The sequence below is a fragment of the Amycolatopsis jiangsuensis genome (assembly GCF_014204865.1).
Classification (GTDB): Bacteria; Actinomycetota; Actinomycetes; order Mycobacteriales; family Pseudonocardiaceae; genus Amycolatopsis; species Amycolatopsis jiangsuensis.
In genome coordinates, this window is record NZ_JACHMG010000001.1 from 7,662,760 (window position 1) to 7,680,069 (window position 17,310).

At 70.7% G+C, this 17,310-nt stretch carries 11 protein-coding genes and 1 pseudogene; 8 read left to right on the forward strand and 4 right to left on the reverse strand.

Features of this window, described 5'->3' with window-relative positions; translation table 11 throughout:
• Positions 1-306 precede the first annotated feature (306 nt).
• Positions 307-918, reverse strand: a pseudogene (locus BJY18_RS34325) (LacI family DNA-binding transcriptional regulator); the annotation flags it as partial.
• Positions 919-995: 77 nt separating this feature from the next.
• On the opposite strand from BJY18_RS34325, the gene BJY18_RS34330 reads away from it, so the two are divergent.
• From BJY18_RS34330 to BJY18_RS34360, 7 genes are all read left to right on the forward strand, one after another.
• A complete protein-coding gene (locus BJY18_RS34330) occupies positions 996-2,162 on the forward strand; it encodes an MFS transporter (protein ID WP_184783987.1) in 1,167 nt (388 codons plus the stop codon).
• 42 nt (positions 2,163-2,204) lie between these two features.
• Complete coding sequence (locus tag BJY18_RS34335) at positions 2,205-4,223, forward strand: bifunctional copper resistance protein CopD/cytochrome c oxidase assembly protein (protein WP_184783988.1); 2,019 nt, start codon at positions 2,205-2,207, stop codon at positions 4,221-4,223.
• Between the two features lie 105 nt (positions 4,224-4,328).
• Entirely contained in the window at positions 4,329-6,005 is a 1,677-nt protein-coding gene (gene ettA, locus BJY18_RS34340; RefSeq protein WP_184783989.1) for an energy-dependent translational throttle protein EttA, read from the forward strand.
• A 19-nt stretch (positions 6,006-6,024) separates the two neighbouring features.
• Positions 6,025-8,625, forward strand: coding sequence for a hypothetical protein (locus BJY18_RS34345; protein ID WP_184783990.1), 2,601 nt, complete (start codon positions 6,025-6,027; stop codon positions 8,623-8,625).
• Positions 8,626-8,928: 303 nt separating this feature from the next.
• The gene (locus BJY18_RS34350; protein ID WP_184783991.1) at positions 8,929-13,902 is read left to right on the forward strand and encodes an NAD-glutamate dehydrogenase; all 4,974 of its coding nucleotides are present in this window, start codon (positions 8,929-8,931) and stop codon (positions 13,900-13,902) included.
• Positions 13,899-14,321: an acyl-CoA thioesterase gene (locus BJY18_RS34355; protein ID WP_184783992.1), complete on the forward strand. Its 423-nt coding sequence runs from the start codon at positions 13,899-13,901 to the stop codon at positions 14,319-14,321. Before BJY18_RS34350 ends, BJY18_RS34355 begins: the two co-directional genes overlap by 4 nt.
• On the forward strand, positions 14,314-14,952 hold the full coding sequence (locus BJY18_RS34360; RefSeq protein ID WP_184783993.1) for a DUF8010 domain-containing protein: 639 nt from the start codon (positions 14,314-14,316) through the stop codon (positions 14,950-14,952). The genes BJY18_RS34355 and BJY18_RS34360 overlap by 8 nt, the downstream gene beginning before the upstream one ends.
• A 4-nt stretch (positions 14,953-14,956) precedes the next feature.
• Here the strand turns inward: BJY18_RS34360 and BJY18_RS34365 are convergent, their stop codons facing one another.
• Genes BJY18_RS34365 through BJY18_RS34375 form a run of 3 tightly spaced genes read right to left on the reverse strand, consistent with a single transcriptional unit; the run spans position 14,957 to position 16,866 of the window.
• Positions 14,957-15,877, reverse strand: coding sequence for a hypothetical protein (locus BJY18_RS34365; protein ID WP_184783994.1), 921 nt, complete (start codon positions 15,875-15,877; stop codon positions 14,957-14,959).
• Positions 15,878-15,881: 4 nt separating this feature from the next.
• Positions 15,882-16,334 (reverse strand): hypothetical protein, encoded by a 453-nt coding sequence (locus tag BJY18_RS34370; protein WP_184783995.1) that lies wholly within the window; start codon positions 16,332-16,334, stop codon positions 15,882-15,884.
• A complete protein-coding gene (locus BJY18_RS34375) occupies positions 16,327-16,866 on the reverse strand; it encodes a YbaB/EbfC family nucleoid-associated protein (protein WP_184783996.1) in 540 nt (179 codons plus the stop codon). The genes BJY18_RS34370 and BJY18_RS34375 overlap by 8 nt, the downstream gene beginning before the upstream one ends.
• Before the next feature lie 166 nt (positions 16,867-17,032).
• Between BJY18_RS34375 and BJY18_RS34380 the strand changes: the two genes are divergently transcribed.
• On the forward strand, positions 17,033-17,290 hold the full coding sequence (locus tag BJY18_RS34380; RefSeq protein ID WP_184783997.1) for a hypothetical protein: 258 nt from the start codon (positions 17,033-17,035) through the stop codon (positions 17,288-17,290).
• Positions 17,291-17,310 lie beyond the last annotated feature (20 nt).

Consider the following 17,310-nt stretch of genomic DNA (forward strand, 5'->3'; position numbering starts at 1 on the left):
AGCGGGCAAAGCAGATTCAGTCGATACAGCGGGCAAAGCGGATTCAGTCGATACAGCGGGCAAAGCGGATTCAGTCGATACAGCGGGTTCCGCGGGGGCAGCCGATACAGCGGATTCAGCGGATTCAGCGGGTACGGCCGGCCCAGCGGATCCAGTCGGCAAGGAGGGTTCAGGCGGTCCGGCAGCTCCAGCGGGTCCAGCCGACAAAGCGGGACCCGCAGCTCCAGCCGATCCAGCAGGTCCAGCCGAGACAGCTCCAGCCGACAAAGCAGCTCCAGGCGAGACAGACGAGCCAGCCGACACAGCCGGAGCCGGAGCAGGTAGGGGCACTCGCGGTGCGGAGAGGATGCCGAAGCGGCGGTGGCCCAGTTCCACCAGGTGGCGGGCGGCCAGTGCGGCTCCTCCGCGGTCGTCGCAGCTTACTCGGGCGGTGGCGGGCAGCGGGGGCTGATCGATGATCACCAGGGGGAGTCCGCGGGCGTGCACGGCGTCCAGCGCCGCGGTGCCTTCGGCCAGGGAGTACGCGACCGCTATGTCCGCCTGTGCGGCCAGTACGCGCTCGGCGGGCGGGCCGTCCTGGGCTTCGCGGCCGGGGAGCAGCAGCAGTGCGTGGCCGGTGGGATCGACGGCCTTCGCCAGTGCGTCCAGGGTGATCGACAGGGCCGGGTCGGAGAACGCGGCGGACAGGGACTGGTCCAGCAGGAACGCGATGGCGCCGGTACGGCTCGTGGCCAGGCTGCGCGCGGTCGGGTTCGGGCCGGGGTAGCCGAGTTCCCCCGCCGTGCGCAGGATCTCCTCCCGCAGCTTCGCCGACAGCTGGTCCGGACGGTTGTAGGCGTTCGACACAGTGGCGCGTGAGACCCCGACTGCCTCCGCGACGTCGTCGAGCGTCGGGCGGCGGCGCCGGGTGCTGCTCATCGGCGGAGCATAGCGCGGCCTGGATTTCCTGAAGCGCTTAAGTCATGCTGGGTCGACAAGCGGAAAGGGCAGGTGCGGTGCGCGATCGGACGGCGGTCTTCACGATCTTCGCGCTCAACGGTGCGGCGCTGGGCTCGTGGGCGCCCCGTACGCCTGCCATCGCCGCACAGGTCGACGCGTCGCCGGGCATCTTCGGGCTCGCGTTGCTCGGTGCGAGTGTCGGGATGCTGTGTGGCGCGCCGATCGCCGGTCGTCTCACTGAACGGTTCGGGGCACGCGCGGCAGTGGCCGGAAGCACGGTCGTGGCGGCGGTTGCGCTCGCGCTCGTCGGGTTCGCGCCGTCGGTTCCGCTGCTCGCGGGAGCGTTGCTGGTGCTCGGGGCGAGCGTCGGTGCGCTGGATGTGGCGATGAACGTGGCAGGCGTGCTCGTCGAACGGCGCATGGCGCGCGCGGTGATGCCGACGTTGCACGCGGGGTTCAGTTTCGGCGCGCTCGCCGGCTCGCTGCTCGCCGGGCTGGCGGCTGGGCAGGAATGGTCGCCGGCGAGGCATCTGAGTGCCGCAGCAGCCGTGACGCTGGTCGTGTTGACCGTCGTACTGCGCGCGGTTCCTGGTGGACGGCCGGCGCACGAAGCGAGGCAACAGGCGCCTTCGCGCGCGCCGATCAGACGGCCTGTGCTGTGGTTGCTGGCGTCGGTCGCGCTGTGTTCAGCGATCGCCGAAGGCGCGAGTTCGGACTGGTCGGCATTGCTCATGGTCACCGTGCACGGCGTCGGGGAAGGCCCGGCCGCGCTCGCCTATTCGGGCTTCGCACTCGCGATGGCGCTCGCGCGGACGGCGGGTGCGTGGATTCAGGAACGGTTCGGCGCTACGCGTTCGCTCGCCTGTGGCGCCGGGCTCGCCGCACTCGGCCTCGTCGTCGCGGCGTTGGCGCCGGAAGGCTTCGCGTACGCGGGCTTCGCGCTCGCCGGGGCCGGGCTCGCCGCGGCGTTCCCGCTGGCGCTCAGCTTGGCCGGCAACGCCGGGAAACGCGCCGACGGCGGTGGCGGTGAGCGAGAGCTCGCCTTCGTGTCGACGATCGCCTACTCCGGGTTCCTTGCCGGGCCACCGTTGATCGGCGGGATCGCGCAGGCGACGTCGTTGTCCGTGTCCTTCCTCATAGTCTGTCTCATCGCCGCGTTGATCGTGCCTGCCGCACTCGGCGCGGCGCGCGCGGCAGGCCGCGACCACGCGCCGGTGAGCTAGACCCGTGTGCCGTGTCCCGCAAGTCCGTCCTAGTCTCGACAGGTGACCTCGGAACAAGTGTCGAAGCCGGAAGCGCCCGCGCGCCGGCGGACGAGTGTGCTGCCGTTGCTCGCGGTCGGGGTCGTGCTCGCCGCGGTCATCGCGGTCGGGCTTGTCGCGCTCACCGGGGGTGCCGGTTACGTCATCGCGGGGCTACCCGATCCGGGCCTCGTCACGCGTTACGGCGTCACAGTCGTGCGGGTGCTCGCCGAAGCGGCGTCGGTGGTGTGTGTCGGCTCACTGCTGCTGGCCGCGTTCCTGGTTCCGCCGCAACAGAACGGCACGCTCGCGCCCGAGGGCTACGCCGCGGTGCGCGCCGCCGGGATCGCGGCGTGGGGCTGGTTCGCCGCTTCGATCCTCTCGGTCGCCTTCACCGCCGCGGACAGCGCGGGAAAGCCTTTCGCGGAAGTCCTTTCGCCGCAGACGTTGCTGGACCTGATCGACGCGATCGAACAGCCGAAAGCGTGGCTGTGGACGGCGCTGATCGCGGTCCTGCTCGCGCTCGGCTGCCGTCTCGTCCTCAGCTGGGGCTGGACTGCGGTGCTGTTCTTCGTCGCTGTCGCCGGCCTCGTGCCGGTGGCTGTCACCGGCCACTCGGCGAGCGGCGGTTCGCACGACATGGCGACCAACAGCCTCCTGTATCACCTCGTCGCGGCGGCGCTGTGGGTCGGCGGGCTGTTGGCGTTGCTCGCGCTCGGCTGGCGCCGCGGCAAGCATCTTTCGCTCGCGGCGCAGCGGTTCTCGCGGCTCGCGCTGGTGTGCTGGATCGTGATGGCCGTTTCCGGGGTGATCAACGCACTGGTGCGGATCAACCTCGGTGACCTGTTCACCACCGACTACGGCCTGCTCGTGGTCGCCAAGGTGGTGGCACTGTTGCTGCTGGGTGTCTTCGGTCACCAGCAACGGCAGCGCGGTGTCGCGAACCTCGTCGACGGCAAGGGCGGCAGCCAGCTGCTGCGGCTCGCCGCGGTCGAGCTGCTGATCATGTTCGTCACGATCGGCATCGCGTCCGGGCTCGCCCGTACGTCGCCGCCGGCGGACGCCGTCACTCAGCCCTCCACCGTCGAACTGCTCATCGGCTACAACCTCGACGGCTCGCCCACGTTCGGGCGGCTGTTCACCGACTGGCGGTTCGATCTCGTCTACGGCACCGTCGCGATCGTTCTCGCGGTGGTCTACCTCGCCGGTGTGCGGCGCCTGCGCCTGCGCGGCGACCAGTGGCCGGTCGGCCGGACCGTCGCCTGGCTCGCCGGCTGCCTGGTGATCCTGCTGGCCACGTCGTCGGGCATCGGCCGGTACGCGCCCGCGATGTTCAGCGTGCACATGGGCAACCACATGCTCCTGTCGATGGTGGCGCCGGTGCTGCTGGTGCTCGGCGGGCCGGTCACCCTCGCGCTGCGCGCGCTTCCGCCGGCCGGGCGCGATGCGGCGCCCGGCCCGCGGGAGTGGCTGCTGGCCGCCGTGCACTCGCCGGTGTCGCGGTTCCTGACGAACCCGATCGTCGCGCTGCTGCTGTTCGTCGGGTCGTTCTACGCGCTGTACTTCTCCGGCCTGTTCGATTCCGCGCTCGACTACCACTGGGCGCACCTGGCGATGAACGCGCACTTCTTGCTGGTCGGCTACGTCTTCTACTGGCCGGTGATCGGCGTCGACCCGGCACCGCGGCGGCTGCCCCCGATCGGCCGCCTCGGCATGATGTTCGGCGCGATGCCGTTCCACGCGTTCTTCGGCGTGATCCTGATGAACATGCAGACCGTGATCGGACGCGAGTTCTACACCTCACTGCGCCTGCCCTGGGTCGGTGACCTGCTCAGCGACCAGCGCCTCGGTGGCGGCATCGCGTGGGCGTCCGGCGAGGTGCCGGTGCTGCTGGTGCTGATCGCGCTGCTGGTGCAGTGGGCACGCGCGGACGAACGCGAGGCGAAGCGGCGCGATCGGCGGGAGGCGAGCACCGGCGACGAGGAGCTGACCGCCTACAACGCGATGCTGAAGAACCTCGCGCAGGGCAAGCGGAGCGAGTGAGGACGACCCGAAAGTGATGTCGTCCGCGTGACCCGGGGGTGACCCTCGGTAGGTCGGTGGTGACCGCCGTCAGGGCGCCGGAGAGGCCACTCTACGATCGCTGGCATGGCCGAGTTCATCTACACCATGAAGAAGGTGCGCAAGACCGTCGGGGACAAGGTCATTCTCGACGACGTCAGCACCGCGTTCTACCCCGGCGCCAAGATCGGCGTGGTGGGCCCGAACGGCGCCGGTAAGTCCACCGTGCTGAAGATCATGGCGGGGATCGAGCAGGCCAGCAACGGCGAGGCGTTCCTGCAGCCGGGCGCGTCGGTGGGCATCCTCATGCAGGAGCCGGAGCTGGACGAGGGCAAGACCGTGCGGCAGAACGTCGAGGAGGGCCTCGGCGAGACCAAGCGCAAGCTCGACCGCTACAACGAGATCGCCGAGCAGATGGCGACCGACTACAGCGACGAGCTGATGGACGAGATGGGCAAGCTCCAGGAGGACCTGGACCACGCCGACGCCTGGGAACTCGACTCCACCGTGGAGCAGGCGATGGACGCGCTGCGCTGCCCGCCGCCGGACGAGCCGGTGACCCACCTGTCCGGGGGAGAGCGGCGCCGGGTCGCGCTGTGCAAGCTCCTGCTGTCCGCGCCCGACCTGCTGCTGCTCGACGAGCCCACCAACCACCTGGACGCCGAAAGCGTGCTGTGGCTGGAGCAGTTCCTGGCCCGCTACGCCGGGGCCGTGCTGGCGGTGACCCACGACCGGTACTTCCTGGACAACGTCGCGCAGTGGATCATGGAGCTCGACCGCGGCCACGTCGTCGGTTACGAGGGCAACTACTCCACGTACCTGGAGAAGAAGCGCGAACGGCTCGAGGTCCAGGGCAAGAAGGACGCGAAGCTGGCCAAGCGGCTCAAGACCGAACTGGACTGGGTGCGGTCCAACGCCAAGGCACGCCAGACGAAGTCCCGTTCGCGGCTGGACCGCTACGAGGAGATGGCCGCGGAGGCGGACAAGCACCGCAAGCTCGACTTCGAGGAGATCCAGATCCCGCCGGGTCCGCGGCTGGGCAACGTCGTGGTCGAGGTCGAGAAGCTGCGCAAGGGTTTCGACGACCGGGTGCTCATCGACGGGCTGTCGTTCGACCTGCCGCGCAACGGCATCGTCGGCGTGATCGGCCCGAACGGCGTCGGCAAGACCACGCTGTTCAAGACCATCGTCGGGCTCGAGGAGCCGGACGGCGGCACGGTCAAGATCGGCGAGACGGTCAAGCTGTCCTATGTGGACCAGAACCGGGGTGGCATCGATCCGGACAAGACGGTGTGGGAGGTCGTGTCGGACAAGCTCGACTACATCCACGTCGGGCAGACCGAGATGCCCTCGCGCGCCTACGTGAGCGCGTTCGGCTTCAAGGGCCCGGACCAGCAGAAGCCGGCCGGGGTGCTCTCCGGCGGCGAGCGCAACCGGCTCAACCTGGCGCTCACGCTCAAACAGGGCGGCAACCTGATCCTGCTGGACGAGCCGACGAACGACCTGGACGTGGAGACGCTGGGCTCGCTGGAGAACGCGCTCGAGCAGTTCCCCGGCTGCGCCGTGGTGATCTCGCACGACCGGTGGTTCCTCGACCGGGTCGCCACGCACATCCTCGCCTGGGAGGGCACGGACGAGGACCCGGCCCGCTGGTTCTGGTTCGAGGGCAACTTCGAGGGCTACGAGAAGAACAAGATCGACCGGATGGGCGCCGAGGCCGCCCGCCCGCACCGGGTCACCCACCGCAAGCTGAAGCGCGACTGACCGGCGCGGGGGTCGGAGAGTGGAAACCAGCAGGCACAACCGGCCCGGCCCGTCCGCACCCGCGGACGGGCGGCCCGCCGTTGCCGGTGGCGGGACCCTCGCCGATCTCGGGCGGCTGATCGCCCGGGCGGAGGCGCTGCACCTGCGTGCCCCCGAGCTCGCTCTGGTGCTCGGGGAACGTGCGGCGGCACTCGCCGAGGCGGCCGGCGCGGACGGGCACTGGGTCCGGGCGGAAAGCCTGGTCGTGTCCGCCCGCGTACGGGTCGGTGACCGCACCGGCACGGTCGGCCGTGCGGTGGCGGCCCTGCGCGCGGCCGAGCACGCCGGGTACGTGAGCACCGCGGCGCGGCTGCGCATCGACCTCGCGGTGTGCGCGCGCAGCCTCGGCGTGCCGCTGATGGGGCTGGCCGCGTTGCGTCCGGCGCTTTCGAAGGACGTGCTGCCGTCGTTGCGTGCCGAAGCGTTCTGCCACCTCGTGGGCTGCCTCGCCCAGTTCGGCCGCAAGCCGGAGCTGGACCGCGTGCTGGTGGAAGCGGACAAGCTCCTTGTGGCCGACGACGCACTGGACGCGGACACCCGGCTGCTGCTGCGGGCGTTGCTGCGCAACGGGACCGCCGCGCACCGGCGCCGGCACGGTGACCTCACCGCGGCCGCCGACGCCGCCCGTACCGGCCTCGGGTTCCTGGAGAAGCTGGACCGTCCCGGCGACGACGGCGGGCTCGTCCGGACCCGGCTCGTGCTGCAGCTGGTGAGCACGCTGCTGGACCGCGGCGACGCGGACATGGCCTACGACATCGCGGAGCCGGTGCTGCGTGCGCCGGTGCGGGCCGCGGGGGTGGCGCCGTCGGCCTGGCTGCGGCTGGCCGTGGCGACGCGGGTGCACCTGCCGGCCGGGTCCGGCGAGGCCGCCGCGGAGCTGGTGCGCGAAGCAGTCGCCGCCACCGACCGGCACGGCCTGCCCGCGGTCACCTCGCGGCTGTGGCTGGAGCTGTCACAGATCGAGGAGCGCTTCGGCAGCGCCGAGGAAGCCATCGCCTGCCTGCACCGGTCGCGGGCAGCCGAGCACGTGCACGCCCGCGCGCGGCGGCAGGCCTGCGGTCTGCTGGCCGGGGAGTTCGGGGCGAGCGAGCTGGCTTCGTTCGATCTCGACGAGGTGCTCGCGGCATCTGGTCCCCGGGACAGCCGTGCGGTGCCGATGGCGGTCGAACCGCGGGTCGAAGCGGAGGTCACGTCGGTGATGCCGGCGATCCGTGACGAGCCGCCGGCGGAGAAAGCGGAGAAGGCACCGGCGTGGTCGTTCGGGCGGCCCACGGAGGAGATCGAGCAGACTGCGGTGTTGCCGGCTGTGTCCTCGCAGCCGGAAGCCGCGCCGCGTGCGCGGAAGCCGGCCGCGTTGCCCGCGTGGGGGCGGCCGTTCCGCCGTGACGACGCGCAGTCTCGGCGTACGGGCGAGACGCGACGTACGCATCAGACGCCGTCGGCCACGGAGGTCGAGAAACCCGCTTCGCGTGCGACCGAGCGACGTCGCGCGCGCGAAGCGGCGGAGGTGCACACGGTTGAGTCGGCGCCGGCTCAGACCGCGCCGCGGGACGCTGGAACGTCTGCGGTGCGTGGGAAGCCGGCCGCGCGCGTCGATGAACCTGCCGTGAGTTCCGTTCGTGCTGAAGAAGCCGCGTGGGCGGAGAAGGCTGCGCAGGCTGAGGAGGCTGCGTGGGCACAGAACGCCGCGCGCGCCGAGGAGGCTGCGTGGGCAGAGAAGGTTGCGCGAGCGCAGGAAGCTGCGCGCGCTGAAAAGCCTGTGCGGACCGAGGAAACTGCGCGTGCCGGGAAGCCGGCCGAGGCGGTGGCGCGGGAGAGTGCCCGGGAGTCCGTGCCGCAGGAGCCGCCGCGGTTTTCGTTGCGTATGCCGGATCTTTCGGACATCTTGCCGGAGCTGCCGTTGGCACCGGCGCCTGCCGACGAGCCCGCCGCTCCGTTGTGGGAGAGCGACGAGTGGGCGCGGGAGGAGCAGGCGCGCCGGGATGTCCGCAGCCGGACGACGCGGCACGACGCCGAACACGGGTCGGTCGCGGCACGGTCCGTGCTGGATCGGCTGGGCATCTCCGCGGGGGAAGGCGGGGGCGGCCGGCGGCGGGCGGACGAGCCGGGACCGCGGGCGGCGGAGTCCGATCCGGGACAGACTGAGCCGGGAGAGTCCGAGCCGGCGGAATCCGGACGCGGCAAGACCGGTTCCGGGGAGGCCGAGGCGGACCCCGCGAACAGGCCCGCGGCCACGACGGTCGAGTACCTCCCGAAGGCCGCCGAGCCGCGGCTGGAGGAACCGGTGGCCGATCCGTGGCTGCCGCGGTTGCGCATGCCCCCGGCGCTGGATCCGCTGACGGACGTGGACGACTGGACGCCGTCCTCGCAGCCGTTCCCGGAGAGCTACGCGCGGGCCATCGCGGAGGACGAACCGGCCGCGGACGCCGGGCTGGCCGAACTCCTCGCCCGCGCGCTCGCCGAGCACCAGGCTGGTACGGCCAGCGCGGCCGCGCTGGTGAAGCAACTGGGCCCGCAGGACGAGCCGAAGCGCCCGGTCAACGGGCACGCCACCGCCGACCGGCACCGCACGACCGACTGAGCTTCGTCCCGGCGTGTCGCCTGGCCGCTGTCCGGCCCCGGGTCTGAACCGATCCCGAAGCGGGTTCCGATGCCCGGGCGGAGACGATCCGGTCCCGTGCCGGGGGTTTCCGCCGCGGCCATCCCGACCGACCCGCCGGTAGCTGAACCGATCCCGCACATCCCCTGGCGGGCAAGGCAATCACCGAAACCTTAAGTCTTTCCCCGCGCCGCACGGGCCGGGTGGCGGGCGGATTAGGGTGAGGGTGTCCGGCACGTTGTGGTGGCGGACACGTCTCGATCTCGCACACTGGAGAGTTGCTCAATGAGCTCGACGGGAGTCTCGTCCCTGTCCGGAACCGATGCCGCCGCCGGCGCGCCACGCCGCCGCACCAGCCCGGAGCAGATCCGGGACGAGTTGATCGACGCCGCCGCGGCACGCGCGCCCGAGATCGCAGAGCTGATCCGCCACTACTACCGGCACATCCCGGCCGACGAGATCGTCGGCGACGATCCGGCCGCGCTCGTCGGTGCGGTGCGCTCGCACCTGCAGCTGGCCCAGCAGCGGATGCCGGGACGGCCGGCGGTGCGGCTGCTCAACCCGACCACCGCCGAGGACGGCTGGACCCGCGAGGCCACCGTGGTGCAGGTCGTCACCGACGACATGCCCTACCTCGTGGACAGCGTCACCGCGGAGTTCGCCAGGGACGGCGTGCAGGTGCACCGCATCGTGCACCCGATCGTCGTCGTGAGCCGCGGCGTCACCGGTGAGCTCGAGGGCCTGCACCTGGACGCCGACGCGGCCGAACCGCCCGCGGGTGCGACCGCGGAATCGTGGATGTACGTCGAGATCGACCGGGTCACCGACCCGAACCGGGCGCGCGAGCTGGACAACCGGCTGGCCTCGGTGCTGGGCGACGTGCGGGAGGTCGTCGAGGACGCGGACCGGATGGGGCAGACCGCCTGCGGGCTCGCTGAGGAGCTGGAGCAGCACCCGCCGAAGCTGCCGGAAAGCGAGCTGCGGGAAGGCGCCCGGCTGCTGCGCTGGCTCGCCGACGGCCACTTCACCTTCCTCGGCTACCGCCGCTACGAGCTGGTCGAGAACCCGCATCCGGACACCGACGAGCCGGCGTTGCGCGCGGTGCTGGCGTCCGGGCTCGGTGTGCTGCGCCAGGACAGTCTGGCCGCCCGCAGCCTCACCGCCGGTCCGGACAGCTCCGCCAACGCGCTCGCGCCGACGCTGCTCGTACTGACCCAGGCGAGCGCGCCGAGCACGGTGCACCGGCCGGTGTATCCGTACTACGTCGGGGTGAAGACGTTCGACGACCAGGGCACGGTGACCGGTGAGCACCGGTTCCTGGGCATGTTCACCACGACCGCGCTGCACGAGAACGTGCTCGACATCCCGGTCGTGAGCAAGCGGGTGCGCGAGGTGATCCACCGCGCCGGCTTCCCGATGGAGTCCTTCTCCGGCCAGCGGATGCTGGAGGTGCTGCAGAACTGGCCGCGCGCCGACCTGTTCTCCGCCGACTCCGATTCGCTGTACGCCACCACCACCGGCGCGATCACCCTGTCGGACCGGCGCAGGCTGCGGCTGTTCCTGCGCCGCGACCCCTACAGCCGGTTCTTCTCGTGCCTGGTCTACCTGCCCGGCGACCGCTACACCACGCGCTCCCGGCTGGCCATGCAAGAGGTGCTGCTTCAGGAGCTGGAGGGCACGCAGCTGGAGTACAGCGCGCGGATCGGGGAAACGCCGCTCGCGCAGGTGCACTTCATGGTGCACACCGATCCGGCGAACCGGGTCGAGCCGGACATCCTGCGCATCCAGGAGCGGCTGAACACGGTCGTGCGCAGCTGGGAGGACCGGCTGGTGGAGGCGATCCTCGCCGAACGCCGTGAGCGGGACGGTGACGGCGGAGCAGGCGGGGTGGGCGAGGAGTCCGCGGTCGATCAGGGCCTGCGGTTCGCCGCGGTGTTCCCGGAGGCCTACAAGGAGGACTTCACCGCCGAGGAGGCGCTGGCCGACCTCCGCCAGCTGGAGACGCTGGTGGACGAGGGCGATCTCGCGCAGTCGTTCTACCTGCCGGCCGACGCCGAGCCGGGGGAGCGGCGCTTCAAGCTGTACCTGCGCGGAGAAGGCGTCACCCTGTCGAAGGTGCTGCCGGTGCTGCAGGCGATGGGCGTCGAGGTGGTCGACGAGCGCCCGTACGAGTTGTTCCGCGCGGACGGTGGCGCCAGCTGGATCTACGACTTCGGCCTGCGCATCGACGGCAAAAGCCTGGAGAAGCCGGACGACGCGGTGGTGGACCGGCTGCGGGAACGCTTCCAGGAGGCCTTCCACGCCTCCTGGCACGGCGACGCCGAGGTCGACGGGCTCAACGCGCTCGTGCTGCGGGCCGGGCTCACCTGGCGGCAGGTCGCCGTGCTGCGCGCCTATTCGCGGTACCTGCAGCAGGCCCGCAGCCCGTTCTCCCAGTCCTACATCGAAAACACCGTGGTCCGGCACACCCGGGTGGCCACCTGCCTGGTGCGGTTGTTCGAGACCCGCTGCGATCCGCAACTGTCCGATGTGGACCGCGCGAGTCACGAGGAATCGCTGGTCGCCGAGATCGGCTCGATGATCGACGAGGTCACCAGCCTCGACGAGGACCGCATCCTGCGCAGGCTGATGGCGGTCGTCAACGCGACCCTGCGGACGAACTACCGCGTGCGCGGCGCGGACGGGAACCCGCGGGCGTTCCTGGCCTTCAAGCTCGATCCGAGCGGGGTGCCGGAGCTGCCCGAACCGCGTCCGAAGTTCGAGATCTTCGTGTACTCGCCGCGCGTCGAGGGCGTGCACCTGCGCTTCGGCGAGGTCGCCCGCGGCGGCCTGCGCTGGTCGGACCGGCGGGAGGACTTCCGCACCGAGATTCTGGGCCTGGTCAAGGCGCAGGCGGTGAAGAACGCGGTGATCGTCCCGGTGGGCGCGAAGGGCGGTTTCGTGGTGAAGCGGCCGCCGGCGCCGACCGGCGACGCCGGGCTGGACCGCGAGGCGCAGCTGAACGAGGGCATCGCCTGCTACCGGATGTTCATCTCCGGCCTGCTGGACCTGACCGACAACCGGGTCGAGGGTGCCACCGTGCCGGCGCCGGACGTGGTGCGCCACGACGCCGACGACAGCTACCTCGTGGTGGCCGCGGACAAGGGCACCGCGAAGTTCTCCGACCTCGCCAACGAAGTCTCGGCGCAGTACGGATTCTGGCTCGGTGACGCGTTCGCCTCCGGCGGTTCGGTCGGCTACGACCACAAGGCCATGGGCATCACCGCCAAGGGCGCGTGGGAGAGCGTGAAACGGCACTTCCGCGAGCTGGGCAAGGACACCCAGACCGAGGACTTCACCGTGGTCGGCATCGGCGACATGATGGGCGACGTCTTCGGCAACGGGATGCTGCTGTCCGAGCACATCCGGCTGGTCGCCGCGTTCAACCACATGCACGTGTTCCTCGACCCGGACCCGGACGCGGCCACCTCGTTCGCCGAGCGGCGCCGGCTGTTCGACCTGCCGCGGTCCTCGTGGGACGACTACGACCGCTCGCTGATCAGCGAGGGCGGCGGGATCTACCCGCGCTCGGCGAAGACCATTCCGGTCAGCCCGCAGGTGCGGCAGGCTCTCGGGCTCGGCGAGAACGTCACGCACCTCGCGCCGATGGACCTGATCCAGGCGATCCTGCTGGCTCCGGTCGAACTGCTGTGGAACGGCGGCATCGGCACCTACGTGAAGGCGGAGACGGAGACCAACGCCGACGCCGGCGACAAGGCCAACGACGCGATCCGGGTCGACGGCCACCAGCTGCGGGTGAAGGTCGTCGGCGAGGGCGGCAACCTGGGCCTGACCCAGCTCGGTCGGATCGAGTTCGCCAGGGCAGGCGGCAAGATCAACACCGACGCGCTGGACAACTCGGCCGGCGTGGACTGCTCCGACCACGAGGTCAACATCAAGATCCTGCTGGATCACCTGGTGGCAGGCGGCGAGCTGGAGCACACCCGGCGCAACGAGCTGCTCGGCGAGATGACCGACGAGGTCGGCGCGCTGGTGCTCGCGGACAACTACCGGCAGAACGCGGTGCTCGGCGTCAGCAGGGCACACGCCGCGCCGATGGTGTCGGTGCACGCCCGGCAGGTCGCCGCGCTGGTGGCCAAGGGTGCGTTCGACCGCAAGCTCGAGGCGCTGCCGAGCAACTCGCAGTTCCGCGCGCTGGAGAAGGCGGACGAGGGGCTCACCTCGCCGGAGCTGGCGACCCTGCTCGCGCACGTGAAGCTCGACCTCAAGGACGAGCTGCTCGAGTCCGACCTGCCCGATTCCGAGGTGTTCGCCCGGCGGCTGCCGGAGTACTTCCCGGAGCCGCTGCGGGAGCGCTTCGCCGCCTCGATCGCCCAGCACCCGCTGCGCCGGCAGATCATCACCACGCTGGTGACCAACGAGCTGGTCGACGGCGGCGGCATCTCGTTCGTGCACCGGCTGATGGAGGAGATGAACGCGACCGCCACCGACGCGGTGCGCGCCTACGCCGTGGTCACCCACGTCTTCGACCTGCCGAAGCTGTGGTCGGAGATCGAGACGCTGGACAACGTGGTGCCCACCGAGGTCGCGGACCGGATGGTGCTGGAGACGCGGCGGCTGCTGGACCGCGCCGCGCGCTGGTTCCTCACCAACCGCCCGCAGCCGCTGGCGCCGCTGGCCGAGATCACCCGGTTCGGGCCGGTGCTCGCGGACCTCGTCCCGAAGCTGGGCGACCTGATGCGCGGGCGTGAGCTGGAGTCGGTGGAGCAGGACGCGGCCGGACTGTCCGAGCAGGGCGTGCCCGCGGACCTGGCGCGCCGGGTCGCGCTGCTGCTGCACAGCTACGGCCTGCTCGACGTGGTCGAGGTGGCGGAGCTGGCCGAGCAGCAGGTCGGCCTGGACGCCACGCACACCCCCGCGGACACCGCGGAGCTGTACTTCGCGCTGTCGGACCACCTGGACGTCGACAAGATGCTCACGGAGATCAGCGCGCTGGAGCGGGGCAACCGCTGGCATGCCCTCGCGCGGCTGTCGCTGCGTGACGACGTGTACGGTTCCCTGCGCGCGATCACGCTCGACGCGTTGCGGCAGAGTGATCAGGACCGTTCCGTCGATGAGCAGATCGCGCAGTGGGAGAAAGCCAACGCGTCGCGGCTTTCGCGGGCCCGCGTGGCGCTGGACGAGATCACCCGCTCCGGGAGGCTCGACCTCGCGACGCTGTCCGTGGCCGCGCGCCAGATCCGGAGCACTGTGCGGTGACCTATGTCAGCCACGTCCGGCCGCGCTGGTCGGACATGGACGTGTACGGGCACGTCAACCACGCGAACATGGTGACGTTGCTCGAAGAGGCGCGGATTCCGGTGCTGTTCGGCGAAGCGGTGAACGAAGGTCTCACCGAACTGCCGAAGGGCGTCGTCGTGGTGAAGCTCGCCGTGCACTACCGCGCGCCGATCATCGCCACCCCGGACAGCTCGGTGCGCGTGGAGATCGCGCTCACCGAGCTGAAGGCGGCGACCGTGACCCTCGGCTACCGCGTGCACGCCGGCCCGGACGAGAGTGACCCGGTCGCCGTCACCGCGGAAACCGTGCTCGCGCCGTACGACACCGGCGCACTGCGGCCGCGCCGGCTCACCGCGGCGGAGAGCGAATTCCTCAAGCGGGTGTTCGCCGATGCCTGAGCTGCGAATCCCGGATCCGGGCGACCGGGAGACGCTGGGCGCATTCGTGGCCCGCGCGGTGCGTCTCGACGGGAGCACGGCGGTGCGGCTGCGCCGCCGTGCCGGCGAGGAGATCGTGGAAGCGTGGACGGCCACGCCGTTCGAGGTCCTCGCCACCCGCGCGGTGGCGGGGACCGTCACGCCGGCCGACGTCACGGTGTCCGGCAACGAGCTGCTGGCCGCGCTCACCGTCGCCGGCGGCGAGGTGATGGACCCTGGCCCGCCGCGCGATCTGTTGTGGCACTCCGAGCTTCCCGCGTCCGGCCGATGGCAGCTGGTGGACGATCTGCCGGTCGGGATCGTGTCGGACCTGGCCGACCGGGGCGTGTCGCTGGCCCGCGACAACGCCGGCCCGCACGGCACCCCGCCGGCGTCACTGATGGACCAGCCGGTGCTCACCGTCACCGGCGGCGACCTCGAGGTCAAGGTGCAGATGCGCTGTCTGTTCGCGCTGTCGGGGATGGGCCTGTTCGACTCGTCCATCGGCGGCGACGTGGTCCGCGTGACCGCCACCGACTCCTGGCTCCGCCTCGACGCCCGCTACGGCGCGGTGCTCAAACGGAGACAGGCGCTGCTGCCGCTGCTGTTCTAGGAACTCAGCGGGGCGCCTGCGACGCGTGGCCACCTTGGCCGGCGAACTCGACCAGCCGCTTGATCGCGGTGGCGATCTGCTGGATCGCTGAAAGTATGCTGCCGACGAGAGCCATCGCTTTGGTCATGCCTTCGCCGAGTTTGACCAGCATTTTCGCGAAGTCGATTTCCACCTCGGCGAGGTAGACAGCGGCGTCTTTGGCCATCGCAACCAGGTCGGCTGGGGGCGGTCCGGCGAGGACTGCGTCGGCAGCGATTCCGATCAACTCGGCCTCGAGCCCGGAAATGAGATCGCGCGCCAGGTCGTGCGCCGCCTGGACCATGCCACTGACACTGTCGAGCAGATACGCCCATATCTCGCAGAGCAGCCCGATGCTGTTGATGCCGACCGCGAGACCACGCGCGCGTTTCCGGTAGGCATCGGCGGCCGCTCCCCGCCAGTAGCGCTGGGTGTCCTGCGCGACCTGGTCGTACTTGTCCGCGGCCTGGCCGAGTGCTTGGCCCATATTGGCCCAGGTCGCGGATACCCCTGCCACAGTCGCCGAGTTGCCGACCAGTTCGTCCATGACGAGCCGAAGTGGCTTCAGGTGGTCCATGATCCACGCGAGCAGCGGCTGCACGATGGTGGCGACCACTCCGCCCGGGCTGGTCGCCTCCGCCAGGCTGCCGGCGAAACTGGCGCCGTCGAGAATGGTGTTCAGTGCGTCGAAAACAAAACTGAAGTAGTCGCCGCCCTCCAGGTCGTGCCACACGTTCTCGGCCGGAGCCAGGAGCGGAAGTCCGGACAACCAGTGCTGGTTGGGGTCGTCGACACCGGCTCCCGGCCCGGGCATGAACGGGCCCCACCCGGTGTCGGAATTCAACGGGTTGTATTGGTTGAAGTCCGTTGTGGCGTTCTTGTCGACGAGTGAGTTGCCTTCCGGCATGGCGTCAGTCCTCCTGCTCGTCGGTGGCCCGGTTCTTCGCGGGGGCACCGATCACCGGGGTGTGTGGTTCGGCCACGTCCTCCGGGGGCAGAGCGCCGTTGCCCACCTGCATTTCCGACACGTCGGCGATCTTCTTCTCCAGTTGGTGCAGGATGTCCGCGGTGTGCTGCTCGGTTCGCTGGTAGTCCACGGCTGCCGTGCCGAGGGCGGTGGAGGTGTACTGCAGTGCCTGCGAAGCGGTCTTGGCGAAGTCGATGAAAGCCTCGGCGATCGGATGCGTGGCCACCGGAAACGCCTGGAACATCAGGCCGAAGGCGTTGTCCCAGCCGCCGGGGGTCACCTGGTGGCCGGCGTCCACGACCCGGTCGGCGGTCTTGACCGCCTCTTCCACGTCGGCGCGGTGCGCGTCCAGCTTGTCGGTTTCGACGGTGTATCCGCCGGTGTTTCCCTCAGTCACGATCCGGCCCCCGCAGGAAATCGGTCTCGCCGAAGTCTTCGTCGTTTCCTTCCCGCCGGGGTCTCGGTGGTGGCGCCGTCGTCGGCGCGGGCTCCTCGTCGAGCTGTCCGAGTGCCACCTCGTTCACCTGTCCGGCGGTGTCCGGATCGGGTTCCGGTGCCGGGTAACGCTCTTCGAACTTCGCCGCAATCCGGGCGGCGAACGGATCGTCCCCGGCCTGATCGGCGAACGCCTGCCCGAGCTGGGCCTGGGCCTGGCGAAGGCAGTGCATGAGTTCGGCGCCCAGCTGCTGCGGGCTGCGTTCGCTGATCTTCTCGGTGAAGGTGACGTCCTGGGGCGCGCCGCTGGAATCCACGACGACGGTGATCGCGTCGTCCGGACTGCTGGCCCGGCCGGAGATCCGGGCGAGTGCCTGCTGGGCGTCCGCCGCCTGGGCGCCCTCCTGCCGGGTGCGTTCGAGCGCCTTCAGCAGATTCTGCTGCACGGCGGCAAGCCGCTCCAGACCGGGCTGCGCCGCTGGGCCGTCCGTCATGTCCTCCTCCGCATCACCGGTGATGCTGCTGCCGGGCAGGGTACGACTTCGGCACCCGGCCCGCGGGAAAACGAGCCGATCTGCGCCGCTTGGCGTAGTGCCGCCCAAACCTTGCGGTTTCCTTGTGGTGGTGGCATCCGCGGACGCGCGGTGTCAGGGTGAAGGCATGAGCGATCCCGACGGTGACCCGACGGCGGACTTCCTCGCCGAAGTCCGGACCGAGGAGACGCCGTGGCGCACGGAACGTCCGGCGGACGCCCCGGAACCGGACCGGCCGGAGCGTTCGCCCGGCCGGGCGCGGTCGGTGGTGCGCGCGGTGGGGGAGGCCGCTCCGTACGTGCAGGCGGGGCTGTTCGCCGCGTGGCTCGCGACGTCGGTGGCCGACGCCGCGAACGGGGATCCGGGCGGCGGCCAGCAGGGCTGAACTCCCGCTGAACTCCCGCA

Coding starts and splice junctions, on each gene's coding strand:
- ettA (WP_184783989.1), top strand. CDS start 4,329: ATGGCCGAGTTCATCTACACCATGAAGAAGGTGCGCAAGACCGTCGGG.
- BJY18_RS34350 (WP_184783991.1), top strand. CDS start 8,929: ATGAGCTCGACGGGAGTCTCGTCCCTGTCCGGAACCGATGCCGCCGCC.
- BJY18_RS34360 (WP_184783993.1), top strand. CDS start 14,314: ATGCCTGAGCTGCGAATCCCGGATCCGGGCGACCGGGAGACGCTGGGC.
- BJY18_RS34365 (WP_184783994.1), bottom strand. CDS start 15,877: ATGCCGGAAGGCAACTCACTCGTCGACAAGAACGCCACAACGGACTTC.
- BJY18_RS34375 (WP_184783996.1), bottom strand. CDS start 16,866: ATGACGGACGGCCCAGCGGCGCAGCCCGGTCTGGAGCGGCTTGCCGCC.
- BJY18_RS34380 (WP_184783997.1), top strand. CDS start 17,033: ATGAGCGATCCCGACGGTGACCCGACGGCGGACTTCCTCGCCGAAGTC.